This window comes from Bacillus sp. FSL L8-0152 (genome assembly GCF_038006365.1).
In the GTDB taxonomy this organism is placed as follows: Bacteria; Bacillota; Bacilli; order Bacillales; family Bacillaceae_G; genus Bacillus_A; species Bacillus_A cereus.
This window is the reverse complement of sequence record NZ_JBBOVB010000001.1, coordinates 2955302-2971466: the sequence shown is the minus strand read 5'-3', so window position 1 is coordinate 2971466 and position 16165 is coordinate 2955302. Positions and strand designations below refer to the sequence as shown.

The following is a 16165-nucleotide window of genomic DNA, read 5'->3' as shown; positions in this document are numbered from 1 at the left end:
AGGATGGAAAGCAGATACGTGATGTATCTGCTTTTTTTGTTAAAACGTCTTTCTAATTTCACTTACCGAACTACAATAGAAAGAATTGTGATACAATTCAAACAGGGAATGGAGGAGAATTATATGAATGTCATACAATTAAAAGAAGATAAGTTCAGAGAAGCATTATGTTTATCAGAATACGCTTTTCAATATAAAGTAGATGAGGAACGATTACAGCAGCAACTTACAAAGATGAAGGAAAGTCATGAAATATACGGCATTATGGAAGGGGAAGACTTAGCAGCAAAACTACATCTTATTCCGTTTCATATTTACATAGGTAAAGAAAAATTTAAAATGGGTGGCGTTGCAGGGGTAGCGACGTATCCTGAGTATAGAAGAAGTGGGTATGTAAAAGAGCTACTTCAAGATTCACTTCAAACGATGAAAAAAGATGGCTATACAGTCTCTATGTTACATCCATTTGCGGTTTCATTTTACCGTAAATACGGCTGGGAACTTTGTGCGAATTTAGTCACATGTCATATGACTAAGAGCGATTTAGTGATGAAAAAACAAGTAAATGGCACTGTGAAACGTTTTAATAAAGAAAATCATCCAGAAGAGGTCGAAAAGCTCTATGAAGTATTTGCAGAACGTTTTTCAGGTATGCTAGTTCGAGAGAAGAACTGGTGGTTACAAGCGGTTTATGATGATTTAACATTAGCGATTTACTATGATGAAAATAAAAGGGCAGCAGGTTACATGTTATACAAAATAGAAAACTATAAAATGACAGTAGAAGAATTTGTACCACTACATAATGAAGCACGAAATGGTCTGTGGAACTTTATTTGCCAGCATGATTCTATGATTAAAGAACTTGAAATGACAGTAAGTGAAAACGAACCGTTGTTATATTCATTGCAAGAGCCACGCGTGAAGACAGAAATAAAACCATATTTTATGGGAAGAATTGTAGATGTAGAGCAGTTCTTAAAACAATATGAGTTGAATTGGAACAATGTACAGCAAGAAGTGATCCTACACATTACAGACGCATTTGCTCCGTGGAACAATGTATCAGTGAGGCTTGCGAATCATGAAATAACAATTATGAAAGAGGAAACAATAGATAAAGGAATTAAGCTGGATATTAACGCATTATCTACAATAATGTTTGGCTACAAGCGTCCGTTAGAACTTAATGAACTAGAATTCATTAGCGGAAGCGAAGAGGAAATACAAGCATTTGAGAATATAGTTCCAGTACGTAAAGCTTTTATTTATGATTTCTTTTAAGCTTTAAATAGGAAATGGGGCTGTCCCAAACAAAATTTGGGACGGTTTTCTCTTTGGTTCTCGTTTTTGTCGGTAAGTCGATGTATTCTAAAAACCGCTGATATAAATTGATTCACAAACAAGGGATTAAAATTGCAACTATACGTAGTTACGCACTTGACTTTTAGTCCTTGTAATTTATAATTAAAAACGGAATGAATTTTCATTCCTAAAAATAGAGGTGGAAAAAATGGCTAAAAACAAACAAGAGGATATTTTTGATGCTGCGATGCAACTTTTTGCAGAGCGTGGTTACGATGGTACGACAATTCCAATGATCGCTGAAAAGGCAAAAGTCGGTGCGGGTACTATTTATCGCTATTTTGAAAATAAAGAGGCACTAGTTAACTCATTATTTTCAAAAAGTATGTTAGAGCTTTCTGAAATGATAAAAACAGATTTTCCTGTTGAAGCAAATATTCGTGAACAGTTTAGTCATACGTACAACCGTTTATTTGAATTTGCGAGAAACAATGTGGACGCTTTTTTATTTACAAATTCTCACTGTGACAGTTATTTTCTTGATGAACAAAGTAAGAAAATATTTGACGATTTTATAGGCTTCTTTATGAATATTATTGAAGATGGAATCGCAAAAGGTTTTCTTCGTCCATTGCCTCCAGTTGCTTTAATTATTATTGTATATCAGCCGCTAGAAGCATTAACGAAAGTAATTGCAACAGGGCAATTAGAATACTCGAAAGAGTTAGTAAAAGAATTGGAAGAAAGCTCTTGGAATGCTATTAGAATCATTTGATTCTATAGCTTTATAAGGACAGGAATGAATATTCATTCCTAAATAGATTTGAAAAATGAAAGTAGGAGAGGGTATTTGTGCAACCAAAGGAATGAACATTCATTCCGGAAAAGATTAGTTTAATAGGGTCTATAGAATAAATCAATAGAATGATAGGAATGAACGTTCATTCCTAAAAATAGTTTCAAAATAACAGGAATGAATATTCATTCCGGAACTAACATTATACTTTCAAAACGGGAGATGATTAAAATGAGTAAGCTAAAAAATTGGAGAAGTTTATCTTTTCTATTATGGATAGTTATTACTATTACAATGATCGTAACGATGCCTAATATGGATAAATTAGTGAAAGAAAAAGGGCATATTACGATTCCGAATACAGAGCAAAGTAGTATCGCTGACAAAATGATAAGAGAGATGGATAAAGACGGGACAGAAAGATATGATGTTATAGCTGTTTTTAATAGTGGAAGTAAAGCAGCTTTAACAACTGAGCAAAAAGATGAAATAATAAAAACAATCAACGCTTTACAAAATGAAAAAGAGCAATTAGGAATTAAGGAAGTTGTTTCACATTTAGATAATAAAGACTTGGAAAAACAATTGATATCTAAAGACAATACGACCATTTTAACGCAAATTTCTGTAGATAAAAAACATGGTGAAATATCAAAAATTGCAAATGGGCTTCATAATAAAATTAAACCGAAGGGAGTTAAAACGTACTTAACAGGAAGTGATTTAATAGCGGGTGATTTTCTTACATCCTCTCAAGAGGGAGTGAAAAAGACAGAAGTTATTTCTATCATTTTCATTTTAGTTGTATTAATCATTGTATTTCGTTCACCAATTGTTCCAATCGTTTCTCTGCTTACAGTGGGTGTATCATATTTAGTTTCAATGGGGATTATTGCCCATCTAGTAGATCAATTTAATTTTCCGTTTTCTAACTTTACACAAGTGTTTGTAGTTGTTGTCCTGTTTGGGGTTGGAACAGACTATAACATTTTATTATATACAAGGTTTAAGGAAGAATTAAGTAAACAAGAAAATGCATTTTTAGCTACGAAAGAAACGTTTAAATCGGCAGGGAAAACCGTTTTATATAGTGGGATAGCAGTACTAATTGGTTTTGCATCTCTTGCTTTAGCGAGTTTTAAATTATATCAATCTACTTCAGCCGTAGCAATTGGTGTCGCAGTATTATTACTCGTATTAACTACGTTAAATCCATTTTTTATGGTGCTTTTAGGAAAAGGAATGTTTTATCCAGTAAAAACATTTAAAGGTCATGAGGATAGTCGTTTATGGGGATTTCTTGCGAAAAACTCAGTAGTAAGACCATTCGCAGCTTTAATCATTGTATTTGTGATATCGATTCCTTTCCTAATGAAATATTCTAACACACTAAATTACAATGATTTATTTGAAGTAGATAATAAATATGAATCGAAAAAGGGGATTAACGTAATAGAAGAACATTTTCCACCTGGTTTTTCTTCACCAAGTACGTTAGTCATTCAATCGGATAACAAGTTAGACGAGGCGAGTTCTCTTCAAACTTTAGATGAACTAACTGATAAGATTTTGAAAGTGAAAGGTGTGTCAGAAGTATATTCACCGACGCGTCCAACTGGGGAAAGGATAAAAGAACTATATATAAATAAACAAGCTGGAGAACTAAATACGGGGTTAGGAGATGCCAATGGTGGTATAAAGGACATTAATGATGGGTTAACTGCTGCGAAAGATAAAATGGGTAGTAAAGACTCAAATAGTCTTGCAAACGTTCAAAAGTTAATTGATGGAACAAACGAAGCGAAAAACGGTGTAACGGCATTAGGAACAGCTTTACATCAACTATCAAGTGGTATAAATGACGGAGCACAAGGTGCGCAACAAATTGAGGGTGGATTAACTTCAGTAAATGAAAATATAAATGTTTTATCTAATGCAACTTCACAACTTCATGCTGGTTATGCACAGTTAGAAAAAGGTTTAAGCTCTTACGATCAATACTTTGGAAGTATTTCTCAAGCAATTGATGGTGCGAAAAAAGGTTATGAACAAATTGAAGTGTTAATGACCAATTTTATTCAAACGAAACCAGAATTAGCAAATGATCCGAACATACTACAAACGATAGGAATTGCTAAAGAGGCTCAGAAGCAATTAGGTGTGCTTTCAAATGAATTAAATCAATTAGCAACGCATCATAAAGCGGCGATTGGCTCATTTAAAGAAGCGAATCAATCGTTATTGAAAGTGGATAACGGTTTAAAAGAAATGAACAATGGAGTTACTAAATTACAAAAAGGAGCAGCTGATCTTAAAAATGGATTAGATGAAGGTGCTTCAGGTTCTAAACAAATTGCGAACAAGTCATCTGAGTTACAAACCGGATTAACAAAAATAAATGATGGGCAAGGCCAGTTATTAACCGGGCTGAAAGACTTGCAAGAACAGATGGGGCAATTACAATCAGGATTATCTAAAAGTACAGAAGGGCTCGAAAAGGTAAGTAACGGACTAGGGGATGCTCAGAAATATTTAGGAGAATTGAATGAATCAAAAAGCTCTGAGAAATTTTATATTCCAAAAGAAGTTTTAGAGGGAGAAGATTTCCAAAAAGCATTGAATACGTACATGTCACATGATAGAAAGACTGCTAAAATGACAATCATTTTAGACGTAAATCCGTATTCAAAAGAAGCGATGCCAATCATTGAAGAAATTAATAAAACGATAGACGGTACATTAAATGGTACAGAATTAAAATCAACAAAAAAAGCGATCGGCGGTACAACAGCAAGAAACGTTGATTTAAAAGAAGTAACGGGCCAAGATTTCTTACGTACAGCTACAATTATGTTAATTGGAATTGCGGTTGTATTACTCGTTATTACACGGTCATTTTTAAATACAATCTTCATTATTGGATCTTTAATATTAGCTTATTTTGCATCACTTGGTATAAGTGAACAAATTAGTACACACATACTAAACGTAGAGTCATTGAGCTGGAATGTACCATTCTTTAGTTTTATAATGATAGTCGCTTTAGGTGTGGATTATAGCATTTTCGTAATGATGAGATACAATGAGCTAGAGGGGGACCCAGCAACGAAAATTGTAAATGCATCTCGTCACATAGGAGGAGTCGTATTATCAGCGGCACTTATTTTAGGTGGTACATTTGCTGCATTAATCCCTTCAGGTGTATTGACGCTTATACAAGTAGCATCTGTTGTTGGTGTTGCACTGTTATTATTAGCTATTATTGTGATGCCAATATTGATACCTGCGTTAATAGGGTTAACGAATAAAATGAAGAATTATACGAAAAAATTAAGTAAAAGAAAGTAAAGAATCCCCTTTTAAAAGGGGATTCTTCTTATTTAATAAATTTGTCCATCACATCTTTATATTTTGCGAATTTTTCATATTTCATATCTCTGTTCATTATGAAATATGCTTCTATATAATATTATTTCGTTAAAAACGTACATTTTATTCAAGATAGAAAAGGGATGAATAGTAATCAACCGTTGCTATTCATCCAGCTTCTACTATATAATAGCTATAGTCTACAATAATTGAGTCGTAATATGCGATTTTTTAAGACAATCGGTGAGAAAACGCTGAAATAAGCGGTATTAGTAGGAGGACACAAATGATTACAGTAAGTAACGTTAGTTTGCGTTTCGCGGATCGCAAATTATTTGAAGATGTTAACATAAAATTCACGCCAGGTAACTGCTACGGTTTAATCGGAGCAAACGGTGCTGGTAAATCAACATTTCTAAAGATTTTATCTGGAGAAATTGAACCATCAACAGGTGATATACATATTACGCCAGGTGAGCGTCTAGCAGTATTAAAACAGAACCACTTCGAATATGAAGAGTTCCCAGTATTAGAAACAGTAATTATGGGTCACACGCAACTTTACAAAGTAATGCAAGAGAAAAATGCTATTTACATGAAAGAAGACTTTAGTGATGAAGATGGAATGCGTGCTGCAGAACTTGAAGGTGAGTTCGCTGAGCTTAACGGTTGGGAAGCTGAGTCAGAAGCTGCAATCCTTCTAAAAGGTCTTGGTATTGGTGAAGATCTTCATGACAAAAAATTATCAGAATTGACTGGTGCAGAGAAAGTAAAAGTATTACTTGCTCAAGCATTATTCGGTAAACCTGATATTCTATTACTAGATGAGCCTACCAACCACTTGGACTTAAAAGCGATTCAATGGTTAGAAAACTTCTTAATGAACTTTGAAAATACAGTAATCGTTGTATCCCATGACCGTCACTTCTTAAATAAAGTATGTACGCACATGGCTGATCTTGATTTCGGTAAAATTCAACTTTATGTTGGTAACTATGACTTCTGGTATGAGTCAAGCCAATTAGCTTTAAAATTAACACAAGATGCTAATAAGAAAAAAGAAGAGAAAGTAAAAGAGTTACAAAACTTCATTGCACGCTTTAGCTCAAACGCATCTAAAGCGAAACAAGCAACTTCTCGTAAAAAATTATTAGGTAAAATTACATTAGATGATATTAGACCATCATCACGTCGTTACCCATTCGTTGGCTTCACACCTGAGCGTGAAATAGGAAATGACTTATTAACTGTTGAAGGCCTTTCTAAAACAATTGATGGCGAAAAAGTGTTAGATAATGTGTACTTCACTTTAAATAAAGGTGATAAAGTTGCATTTATCGGTCGTAACGATATCGCGATGACAACATTATTTAAAATCCTTATGGGTGAAATGGAGCCAGATGGCGGTTCATTCAAATGGGGTGTTACAACATCTCAATCTTACTTCCCAAGAGATAACTCTAAATACTTTGAGAACAGTGACTATAACTTAGTTGATTGGTTACGCCAATTCTCTCCACAAGATGAGTCAGAAAGCTTCTTACGTGGTTTCTTAGGCCGTATGTTATTCTCAGGTGAAGAAGTTAAGAAGAACGTTTCTGTATTATCTGGAGGCGAAAAAGTTCGTTGTATGTTATCTAAAATGATGTTAAGTGGTGCGAACGTAATCACACTTGACGATCCAACGAACCACTTAGACCTTGAGTCTATCACTGCATTAAACAACGGTTTAATTGCTTTCAAAGGTACAATGTTATTCACATCTCATGACCATCAGTTCGTACAAACAATTGCAAACCGCATTATCGAAGTAACACCAAACGGTGTAATCGATAAAGAGGCAACTTACGATGAGTACTTAGAAAATGAAGAACTTCAAAAACAAGTAGATGCAATGTACAAAGGTCAATAATATATCATGAAAAAACTCGCTCTTTTTAGAGCGAGTTTTTTTGTCGAGAAAACATAACACCACTGGTGGGGCAAATGAATAATTATTCAAATATAATATTAGTGAACATGAGGATTTTTCATGTACGGAAGAGATGTAATGACTTTAAGATTTAGTTGAAGCAGGGGAATGTAAGGTGAGCAATATAATTAAATAACATTATTTTGTCATGTGAAATATGTACCAAAATTGGAGATAGAATAGTTTGCGAATGAGTTTATAAAGGTATATAGTATGGGATGTCATAATTAGTGGATTAATCTTGGGAGAAAACAGGAAATGTTACAAATTTATTTTGTTAAATAGAAACCAAGGTCAAAATGTTTAAAAAGAAATAGTTGAATAAATACTAGCTTCAAATTATAATTACTAATATTCTTCATATAGTTAAATAAAGATAATCTATTTGAAGAAGAAAATTTGAATAGAGAGACAGACTTATAAAAAATAAGCCTTGGATGATTAAAAGAGGTGGAGAAATGAAACAGTTCTTATTAAAGAGCAAAAGTGTGTTAAGCAATCATTTTGGATTCTTTCTGTTTGCCGTTATTTTATTGTGGCTCAAAACGTATGCAGCCTATGTAACGGAATTTAATTTAGGAATTTCAAACACAATCCAAAAATTCTTGCTGTTTTTCAACCCGCTTAGTTCAGCAGTTCTATTTTTAGGACTTGCATTATTTGCAAAAGGGAAACGATCTTATATTTGGTTAATCGTTATCAACTTGTTATTGTCGATTCTTTTATACGCAAACGTAGTTTACTATCGCTTTTTCAGTGACTTTATTACGTTCCCGACATTAACACAAACGAATAACTTTGGAGATTTAGGTGGTAGTATTCTTGCGTTGCTACATCTTTATGATCCACTATACTTTTTAGACACGATTATATTAATTGTGTTAGTCGCAACAAAATTCGTAAATCCAAAACCAATTCGTGTTGCGAAGCATAAATTATCTCTAGTATTTGTAGCAGGTATTTTATTATTCAGTGTTAACTTAGGTCTTGCAGAATCCGACCGTCCTGAATTATTAACAAGAACATTCGATAGAAATTATATTGTGAAATATTTAGGGGCATACAACTACACAATTTACGATGGTATTCAAAGTGCGAAAGCATCAACAGAACGAGCATTAGCTGATGGGGATAATATGACAGAAGTAAGAAATTATTTAACATCAACTTATGCAAGTCCAAATCCTGAGTATTTCGGTAAAGGAAAGGGAATGAACGTAATTTATATTCATTTAGAGTCATTCCAAAACTTCTTAATCGATTACAAATTAAATGGTCAAGAAGTTACACCGTTCTTAAACTCATTTACAAAAGATGCGAATACACTATACTTTGATAACTTCTTCCATCAAACAGGACAAGGGAAAACATCTGATGCGGAGTTTATGTTAGAGAATTCAATGTTTGGTTTACCGCAAGGTTCTGTCTTTACAACGAAATCTCATAATACGTATCAATCAGCACCAGCTATTTTAGGACAACAAGGATACACATCAGTAGTATTCCACGGTAACTACAAAACATTCTGGAACCGTGACGATATTTATAAATCATTTGGTTTTAATAAATTCTTTGATGCGTCATACTATGATATGAATGAAAAAGATGTAGTAAACTACGGATTAAAAGATAAACCGTTCTTTAATGAATCTATTCCGTTATTACAAACGTTGAAACAACCGTTCTATACGAAGTTTATTACGTTATCGAACCATTTCCCTTATCCAATCGATAAGGCAGAAGCAACGATTGAACCAGCGACAACAGGCGATTCATCAGTAGATACGTACTTCCAAACAGCACGCTATTTAGATGAATCTGTAAAAGGTTTCATCGATTACTTGAAACAATCTGGTTTATATGATAACTCAATTATCGTTATGTACGGAGACCATTACGGTATTTCAGATAATCATAACGCAGCAATGTCAAAAGTAATGGGTAAAGAAATGAACTCATTTGAAAATGCACAGTTACAACGTGTGCCTTTAATCGTTCGTGTACCAGGAGTGAAAGGTGGCGTACAACATCAATATGGCGGTGAAATTGACGTTCTTCCTACGTTATTACACTTACTAGGTACAGATACGAAAAACTATGTTCAATTCGGTTCAGATTTATTATCACCAGAGCATAAACAAGTCGTTGCGTTCCGTAACGGCAACTACGTAAGCCCAACTGTTACTGCACTGAACGGCAAATACTATGATACAACAACTGGAAAACCTGTAGAATTTACAGATGAAATAAAGAAAAATGAACAAATGGTTCAAAACTCACTAAAATACTCTGACCAAGTCGTAAATGGTGACTTATTACGATTCTACACACCGGAAGGATTCACTCCAGTAGATCGTTCGAAGTATAACTATAACAATCGTGATAAAAACAAAACGAAGGTAAAAACGACTCCGGAAGGGGAAGCTAAATAAATAATAAAAAGCGCTATTCATATGAATAGCGCTTTTTATTTGTAAATATACCATCATTATTAGACAGAACTAGCTGTTGCTTTTTGTTTTGCCTTTCCGAAGAAAACTACACCGACGATGATAATAATGATAAATGCCCATTTAATGAAAGGGTTACTTTCGAAAAATCCAGCAAACCATTTCTCATCTACAATCATTTTTGCAGCAGTATAAGCTAAAACGGCTGCTCCAATCGTAATGATGACAGGAAAACGATCCACCCATTTTAGAATCAATGTGCTGCCCCATACGACTACAGGAATAGACACTAATAATCCAATGATTACTAAAGAAAAGTTACCATGGGCAGCTCCTGCAACAGCGAGTACATTATCAATGCCCATTAACGCATCAGCGATAATAATGGTTTTAATAGCAGACCAAAATCCTTCTTCCGCTTTAATATCATGATTTTTGCCCTCAGCAATCAACTTGTAAGCGATCCATATAAGAAGTATACCGCCAATTAGGAGTAAACCAGGTATTTTTAATAACCAAACGACAACTAAGGTAGCGAGGGCTCTAATAGCGATCGCCCCGACAGTACCCCATATGATAACTTTTTTTTGTTGGTCTTTCGGTAATCTTCTTGCTGCTAATCCAATTACGATGGCATTATCTCCGGCTAACACTAAATCGATTACAATGATGGCAAGCAAGGCAGACAAATATTCAGATGAGAGAAACTCCATATACATATCACTCCTTATGGTTAATATGTGCTAAAGTGTTGATAATATAAAAAGGGTTGAAATTTTATATTCAATCCATAATTTCTTACTATATTTTGATAAATCTGTTTTAATTTCGTATAAGTCGCTTTTGCAATCTTTTTTGTTTTTCGATTCTTTTTCTTAATTTTCGATTCATCTTTTTAATACGGTTTTCTTTTCTACTATCCCAGTTATCACTTCTGATTTCATTAATAGATGTATCTTCCTTAGCGCGAAAACGCCTTACTTTTTTTACGAAGGAAAGGGGGATGTTGCCGATAACACCTTGTTTTTCTAACGAATCCTCTTTACCTAGACACCAATCAGGATGAGATAATAAATAATCGAAATCAAATATTATCTCGTATTTTTTATCCATATATGTATACCATTCATCTAAAGTACACTTATTTTTTGTATGTAAATATATTGATCCATCAGTCATAGCGCAGCACCAATAGTCAAAATAGCTCCATAGTACCCATTCTTTCGGTACATCTAGTGTTAAAATTGCCATTTTTGAATTTGTTCTACCCCAAGCTTTATGATTTCGATTTGGGTAATTATTTGCTTCCCAGACCCAAATAGGATAGTTACCTTCGTAATGAGGCAATCTTGTTTTAGCAACGCGCACCATCCAGTCATATGAATATAAATCGTCTGGATCGATGAATTCTTTATTACCTTCTAAATAACCAAGTTTCTTAAATTGTTTCCAAGCTTCTTCAGTTTGTACTGTATATACGATCATATGGCACCTACTTATTTAAACTAAATTTTAGTATAACATGTGATTTTGAATTTTTATTGATATTAGAGAAGGGGGAATTTGAGTCGAATATACGAGGAGTAATTCCCAAAACGATAAAAAGACTTGATTCCCAGATAAAGGGAATCAAGTCTTTTCATTACATACGATTATCATGCCAGAAGTTTAATGGGAAATGTTCGTTCTCATTATATGCTTCTAATTCATATCCTTTTTCTTTCAGTCCTTTAATAATTCCAGGTACTGCTTTTACTGATTGTGGATGAATATCATGCATAAGGATAACTTCTGTTGGATTTGTAGCACCATGTAACACGTTCTCTACAATTTTAGCAGATGCAGCATCAACTTGCATTTTGTTGTATTTCCAGTCTAAAGAATCAATTGTCCAATCCCAAACTTTTAAGCCATTTTCTACAACTTTGTTGCGAAGAGCTTCGTTTAATCCTGGCATAGAGCCGTAAGATGGACGAGTTAATACTGGTGATTTACCTAAAACACCAGCGATTAAGCCTTGGTCTTCCTTCATTTCATCTACGTAATGACCTTCTGTGTAAAGTTTCTTGTAGTTATGAGTCATACTGTGCATCCCAACGTAGTGGCCTTCAGCATCTTCGCGTTTTACAAGATCAGGGAAAGCTTTTACGTTTGAACCAATTAGGAAGAATGTTGCTTTTGCATTTTCTTTCTTTAACATATCTAAAAGCTCAGCTGTGTATTTTCCAGGACCATCATCAAATGTTAAATAAGCGACTTTTCTAACTTGCCCGTTATAATGTTTAGGAGCTTCTTTCGGAGCAAGAGATGTTTGAATCTCACTTACAAGTTGAACAGATTTTGCTTCATCCTCTGTACTAGCTAGAGCAGTATGTACTGATCCCAAAGCCGCTTCGTATGTGAATAATACCCCCGCACAAACTAACATAGCCCTTTTTACTAAAGTTGTCATTCGAATTCCATTGTGCATAATTTTCCTTCTCTCTATAAAAGTTCTACTCTACTATATTAGCAATTATAGGTAGGGAAATGCAAAAAAACTTTTTTACAAGTGTAAAAAAGTTTACTCAAAAGTATGCAAGATTTTATATCAATTGCAGTTTTGAAAAATAGGATGAATTTAAACTTTATTATTTAAACTTTCAATCATCAAATTTAAATCTTCTAATAAGGATGCATGCGCTTTTTTAGGAGAACCTGTATCAAAGGGAGGCTGAGGGTCGTATTCTAACATGAGTTGAACTGCTTTGCTTTTTTCATCTCCAAATTCCCAAGCTATTAACTGAAGGGCCATATCAATACCTGCAGATACACCAGCAGCTGTTATAATTTTTTCATGGCGCACGAATCTCTCTTCAGTTGGAACAGCTCCGAGAGAACGAAGTAAGTTAAAACAGCTCCAATGACTAGTAGCATTAACACCATTTAGTAGACCAGTAGCACCTAAGATTAAGGAGCCCGTACATACAGTTGTAGTCCACTTTGTCGTTTTATGTATTTGGAGAATCCAATTAAGAGTTTCTTCATCCTTCATAAGTTGTGTAAAGTTTGGTGGACGACATCCGGGAATAATAAGAATATCTGCTGAAGTAATTTCATTAAAATTGTAATCAGCATGTAAATAGCCCATTTTCGAATCTAATTTTATTAATCCCTTCGTTTTAGCAACAAATTTTATGTTGTTGTTGCTTTCTGCAGCAAATACTTCGTATGGACCAATAGCATCTAATGCAGTAATTCCATCATAGAGCATAATAACGATTTCCATTAAAACCTCTCCTTTATTTGTTACGAATTGAATCTAGTAACGATAAGGAAGATAAAATTATTGAATATTCTTTTATCTTTACTTTAAATATACTATACCCCTAATGTGTATCGCTTAGTGCAACTGTGTCAAAGGTGTGACGAAATCTATGAATAGGTTCATTTATTTTGAAAAGATGTATTCACTTATTTAATGGGTAAAAGTTTAATTTACTTGGAATTTCTATTAAAAACGATATGCAACTTTCACAGAAAGAAGAAATGAAAAATATAGTACTTAGGCTAAAGTCTTAAAACGAAAGGAGACTAATCATACTTTCGTATCATTTCATTTTCGTTCCAATTATTGATTCGAATATTTTTGTTTTTTATTAAAATATTGGTAAAGAAACAATTACATGAAAAAAGGAGTGGGAATATGGATAATTATATTTGCACTACATGTGGAGTACAGTATCCCGAAAATGAAGAAGCACCTTCTCGCTGTAAAATTTGTAATGAGGAAAGACAATATGTTAATCCAATTGGGCAGTCATGGACAACATTAGAAACGATGCAAAATAGCAATTTATACAAAAACGAAATAATAAAAGAAGAAAGCGGTTTGTATAGCATTACTACTAAACCTAAATTTGCGATTGGACAAACAGCATTTTTAATACAAAGTAAAACTCTAAATGTTATGTGGGATTGCATTAGTTATTTAGATGATAAAACGATACAACGTATATATGATTTAGGTGGTATTCAAGCAATAGCACTTTCTCATCCACATTATTACTCTACACAAGTTAAATGGGCGGAAACATTCAATGTACCTATTTATATTCATGAAGATGATAAAGAGTGGGTGGTTCGTCCGAGTAAGCAAATTAAATTTTGGTCTGGGGAGCATCTGATATTATCGGAAGAACTTACATTGCATCGCTTAGGAGGCCATTTTAAGGGGGGAACTGTTATACATTGGAAAGACGGTAATGAAGGGAAAGGCATTTTGTTATCAGGTGATATTATACAAGTAGTTTCGGATCGAAAATGGGTAAGTTTTATGTATAGTTATCCCAATCTCATTCCATTACCAGCGAATAAAGTTAGAGATATGGCAGAGAAGGTAAAAGATATCCAATTTAGTCGACTATATAATGCATTTCATGGTGTGGTGGAAGATGCGAATAAAGCTGTACAAAGATCTGCTGATCGGTATATAAAGGCCCTGCAAGGAGAACTATTTCATACGTAATAGCTTGTAATTCATCTCTACATTTATATAACTAACTTTATATGAATTTTATACTAAAGTCCTATTGTTTATTAACTAATAGGTCTTTCAACTTAGGAAGTTCACACTAATGAGGGATGTTAAAGGGAATATATGTAACCTATACTAATTACTATAAAGCTTTGGAAATGAAAAGGAGGAGATTTGCATGAAGAATTGGGTTCAATTTAGAATTGCAAGACCAACAGATAAATTTGAAGAAGTGATAAATTTTTATGAAACAGGATTAGGTTTAAAACGTATAGGGGAATTTCACAATCATGAAGGATATGATGGGGTTATGTTTGGCTTACCAGATGAAGAGTATCATTTGGAGTTTACTAAACATGTTAATGGAAGTCCATGTCCGGCACCGACAAAAGATAATTTACTAGTTTTTTATATGCCTAATAAAGATGAAATTGAAAAGATAGTGAATCGATTAAGTAATATGGGCTATCATGAGGTGGAACCAGAAAACCCGTATTGGATAGAGAAAGGAACCACAATAGAGGATCCAGATGGTTGGAGAATTGTGCTTATGAATGCATCTGAATAAAGAAACTATTTTCATATGAAATAGAGTGTAACAAAATGATTTAGACATAAATCCCTACAGTGTTTGTAGGGATTTTTATATAAGAAGATCTTATTGAGAGAGTTATTAAAATGTAGAAAGTATTTTGGCTAAGAACAAATGTAATAAACATAATTTATGAAGGAGGTATAAAAGTATGATAGTAAACCATTTTGAAGAGTTTTCTAAACATGTTGGAAATACACCTCTCATGAAATTAAAATGCGAAGAAACGAAGGATCTTTCTATCTATGCTAAATGTGAATGGCATAACCCTACAGGGTCAATTAAGGATAGGACAGCACTTGGAATGATTAATAAATATTTACAAGAAGCGGACAAAAAACAAAATATTTTAGAGTATAGTGGTGGAAGCTTAGCGAGGTCAATTGGGTGTATTTGTAATTATTTAGGGATTCAATGCACGTTAGTTTTAAGTTCTGGAACCGGTAAATCTCTATTAAATGAACTTGATCGTTATGGTGCTAACGTAATCTTAGTTGATAAATGTAAAGGGTTCTACGCAGTAATTGAGAAAACAATAGAGATTAGCAAACAAAAGCCAGAATTATACTTTTTATTCCAACATTATAATAATGCAAATCTAGTAAGTCATATAGAAGGTACAGGGCGAGAAATTATTGCACAAATGAATGGAAAACCAATACATGCATGGGTAGCATCTGCTGGTACTGGTGGGACTCTAATGGGAGTCTATACAGCAATAAAGAATTATACAAAAAATGTTGAACTACATTTAGTAATGCCTGCTGAATTGCCTTATGGTTCGGAACAACCACCAAATGATTTAAAGAAATATGCTGGATCAGGTGGGTTCGGCTTAGGAAGGAAACAACATTTCATAGAACAGGAAGAAAATTTGATAGAAAAACAATGGACTTATTCATATGAAGATACCCTGTATGAAATGGCACGTTTTTACAAAGATACTGGTATAAAAATAGGAACTTCTGCGGCAGCGAATTTATTAGCAGCTAAACAAATTGGGAAAGAAAAAGGTGCGAATTTTAATGTAGTTACAGTTTTTCCGGACGCAGGGTCAATAGAAGAGTGGTCAGATGTAAAAAATTTAGTTGAAAAAATAGGTGATTGAGAGGATCATTAAAAGTTCTTTCGTAGTTTATATCTTATTCTACGCAAAATTGATACC

12 protein-coding genes are annotated in these 16165 nt (G+C 33.7%); 8 read left to right on the top strand and 4 right to left on the bottom strand.

The genetic code is table 11. The features are described 5' to 3' along the window. The first annotated feature begins 123 nt into the window (after positions 1 to 123). The 5 genes from MHH27_RS15015 (at position 124) to MHH27_RS14995 (ending at position 9874) form a co-directional block, all read left to right on the top strand. On the top strand, positions 124 to 1284 hold the full coding sequence (locus tag MHH27_RS15015; RefSeq protein ID WP_340943140.1) for a GNAT family N-acetyltransferase: 1161 nt from the start codon (positions 124 to 126) through the stop codon (positions 1282 to 1284). A gap of 229 nt (positions 1285 to 1513) precedes the next feature. Continuing rightward, complete coding sequence (locus MHH27_RS15010) at positions 1514 to 2080, top strand: TetR/AcrR family transcriptional regulator (protein ID WP_001107300.1); 567 nt, start codon at positions 1514 to 1516, stop codon at positions 2078 to 2080. Between the two features lie 252 nt (positions 2081 to 2332). Further along, the gene (locus tag MHH27_RS15005; RefSeq protein ID WP_340943138.1) at positions 2333 to 5449 is read left to right on the top strand and encodes an MMPL family transporter; all 3117 of its coding nucleotides are present in this window, start codon (positions 2333 to 2335) and stop codon (positions 5447 to 5449) included. Positions 5450 to 5756: 307 nt separating this feature from the next. Beyond that, entirely contained in the window at positions 5757 to 7382 is a 1626-nt protein-coding gene (locus MHH27_RS15000; protein ID WP_340943136.1) for an ABC-F family ATP-binding cassette domain-containing protein, read from the top strand. 518 nt (positions 7383 to 7900) lie between these two features. Continuing rightward, positions 7901 to 9874 carry an LTA synthase family protein gene (locus MHH27_RS14995; protein WP_340943134.1) on the top strand — a complete coding sequence of 658 codons (1974 nt, stop codon included), beginning with the start codon at positions 7901 to 7903 and terminating at the stop codon, positions 9872 to 9874. A gap of 59 nt (positions 9875 to 9933) precedes the next feature. Here the strand turns inward: MHH27_RS14995 and MHH27_RS14990 are convergent, their stop codons facing one another. The 4 genes from MHH27_RS14990 to MHH27_RS14975 form a co-directional block, all read right to left on the bottom strand. Further along, positions 9934 to 10605, bottom strand: coding sequence for a TerC family protein (locus MHH27_RS14990; RefSeq protein ID WP_000395169.1), 672 nt, complete (start codon positions 10603 to 10605; stop codon positions 9934 to 9936). A gap of 109 nt (positions 10606 to 10714) precedes the next feature. Beyond that, positions 10715 to 11377 carry a DUF3841 domain-containing protein gene (locus tag MHH27_RS14985; protein ID WP_340943133.1) on the bottom strand — a complete coding sequence of 221 codons (663 nt, stop codon included), beginning with the start codon at positions 11375 to 11377 and terminating at the stop codon, positions 10715 to 10717. Between the two features lie 157 nt (positions 11378 to 11534). Beyond that, a complete protein-coding gene (locus tag MHH27_RS14980) occupies positions 11535 to 12362 on the bottom strand; it encodes a peptidoglycan-N-acetylglucosamine deacetylase (RefSeq protein WP_000551449.1) in 828 nt (275 codons plus the stop codon). A 150-nt stretch (positions 12363 to 12512) separates the two neighbouring features. Beyond that, on the bottom strand, positions 12513 to 13160 hold the full coding sequence (locus tag MHH27_RS14975) for a DJ-1/PfpI family protein (protein WP_075717741.1): 648 nt from the start codon (positions 13158 to 13160) through the stop codon (positions 12513 to 12515). Positions 13161 to 13577: 417 nt separating this feature from the next. Here MHH27_RS14975 and MHH27_RS14970 point away from each other — a divergent pair, with 417 nt between their 5' ends. The 3 genes from MHH27_RS14970 to MHH27_RS14960 all read left to right on the top strand — a co-directional run bounded on the left by MHH27_RS14970 (position 13578) and on the right by MHH27_RS14960 (position 16108). After that, a complete protein-coding gene (locus tag MHH27_RS14970; RefSeq protein ID WP_000371021.1) occupies positions 13578 to 14399 on the top strand; it encodes an MBL fold metallo-hydrolase in 822 nt (273 codons plus the stop codon). 187 nt (positions 14400 to 14586) lie between these two features. After that, positions 14587 to 14976 (top strand): VOC family protein, encoded by a 390-nt coding sequence (locus MHH27_RS14965; protein WP_340943130.1) that lies wholly within the window; start codon positions 14587 to 14589, stop codon positions 14974 to 14976. A gap of 175 nt (positions 14977 to 15151) precedes the next feature. Then, on the top strand, positions 15152 to 16108 hold the full coding sequence (locus tag MHH27_RS14960; RefSeq protein WP_340943127.1) for a PLP-dependent cysteine synthase family protein: 957 nt from the start codon (positions 15152 to 15154) through the stop codon (positions 16106 to 16108). Positions 16109 to 16165 lie beyond the last annotated feature (57 nt).

Excerpts from the sequence above, each read along its gene's own strand:
- MHH27_RS14995 (WP_340943134.1), top strand. The coding sequence starts at position 7,901 with ATGAAACAGTTCTTATTAAAGAGCAAAAGTGTGTTAAGCAATCATTTT.
- MHH27_RS14990 (WP_000395169.1), bottom strand. The coding sequence starts at position 10,605 with ATGGAGTTTCTCTCATCTGAATATTTGTCTGCCTTGCTTGCCATCATT.
- MHH27_RS15010 (WP_001107300.1), top strand. The coding sequence starts at position 1,514 with ATGGCTAAAAACAAACAAGAGGATATTTTTGATGCTGCGATGCAACTT.
- MHH27_RS15005 (WP_340943138.1), top strand. The coding sequence starts at position 2,333 with ATGAGTAAGCTAAAAAATTGGAGAAGTTTATCTTTTCTATTATGGATA.
- MHH27_RS15000 (WP_340943136.1), top strand. The coding sequence starts at position 5,757 with ATGATTACAGTAAGTAACGTTAGTTTGCGTTTCGCGGATCGCAAATTA.
- MHH27_RS14960 (WP_340943127.1), top strand. The coding sequence starts at position 15,152 with ATGATAGTAAACCATTTTGAAGAGTTTTCTAAACATGTTGGAAATACA.
- MHH27_RS15015 (WP_340943140.1), top strand. The coding sequence starts at position 124 with ATGAATGTCATACAATTAAAAGAAGATAAGTTCAGAGAAGCATTATGT.
- MHH27_RS14985 (WP_340943133.1), bottom strand. The coding sequence starts at position 11,377 with ATGATCGTATATACAGTACAAACTGAAGAAGCTTGGAAACAATTTAAG.
- MHH27_RS14975 (WP_075717741.1), bottom strand. The coding sequence starts at position 13,160 with ATGGAAATCGTTATTATGCTCTATGATGGAATTACTGCATTAGATGCT.
- MHH27_RS14970 (WP_000371021.1), top strand. The coding sequence starts at position 13,578 with ATGGATAATTATATTTGCACTACATGTGGAGTACAGTATCCCGAAAAT.
- MHH27_RS14980 (WP_000551449.1), bottom strand. The coding sequence starts at position 12,362 with ATGCACAATGGAATTCGAATGACAACTTTAGTAAAAAGGGCTATGTTA.
- MHH27_RS14965 (WP_340943130.1), top strand. The coding sequence starts at position 14,587 with ATGAAGAATTGGGTTCAATTTAGAATTGCAAGACCAACAGATAAATTT.